The organism is Aeromonas sp. QDB25 (assembly GCF_027707725.1).
In the GTDB taxonomy this organism is placed as follows: Bacteria; Pseudomonadota; Gammaproteobacteria; order Enterobacterales; family Aeromonadaceae; genus Aeromonas; species Aeromonas caviae.
Genome location: NZ_JAPCIZ010000229.1, coordinates 1 through 782, shown reverse-complemented (window position 1 = coordinate 782; position 782 = coordinate 1). Strand labels below are relative to the sequence as shown.

The window sequence follows — 782 nt, the reverse complement described above, 5'->3', positions numbered from 1 at the left end:
TGTAATAAATCCAATACCTCACACTTCAAAAGGCGGGCTGCTCTATCAATCCGGCAATACTCCAGCGGTAATAATGGGGTGTCTTTGCTCATTGTCGCGTTACCTTTCACGCACCTTGAAATGGGTGCCGGGTCAGGCGGGCAAGGTTCCCCGCTTTTCGATTGGCCTATCTAGGCCCGGCAAGTCGTTAGGCTGGCGTTACTCGCCCACCACCTTCAATGCTTTAAAGCCGCTCGCCAGAGAGAGGTTCCCTTGGCTGGCTTTCTCAATGTGGTCGCTCCACCAGCCCATCATGATCACCCGCTGCTCGAAGTAGTCCGACCGGTTATAGGCGCGGCGGATCTCGTTGTCATCGGCATGGGATAGCGCCGCCTCGATGGCGTCCGGGTTGAAACCTTGTTCGTTGAGGGTGGTACTCCCCAGCGAGCGCAAGCCATGAGCCACCAGCCGTCCGCCGTAGCCCAGCCGTTTCAGGGCTGCGTTGGCGCTTTGATCATTGATATGGCCGAGTGGGTCGCGGTAGCCGGGGAACACAAAGGGGCGATGACCGCTGATAGGTCTCATCCGTTCCAGCAGAGATATTGCTTGTGGTGTCAGAGGCACTCGGTGGGGGCGATCCATCTTCATGCGATCATCAGGGATGTTCCACACCTTGGCTTCAAGGTCTATCTCGTCCCAACGGGTACCCGCCGATTCACCGGGGCGCACCAGCGTGTGAAGGCTCCATTCAATCTGACAGCGGGTGGTATGTTCCAGGCGACCGTTGGCAATGTCGGCCATCA

At 57.7% G+C, this 782-nt stretch carries 1 protein-coding gene; it reads right to left on the bottom strand.

The genetic code is table 11. The features are described from left to right. Positions 1-198: 198 nt before the first annotated feature. Positions 199-782, bottom strand: a 584-nt coding sequence (locus tag PG883_RS23630) for a tyrosine-type recombinase/integrase (protein ID WP_270808493.1), incomplete at its 5' end; no start/stop codon positions are given.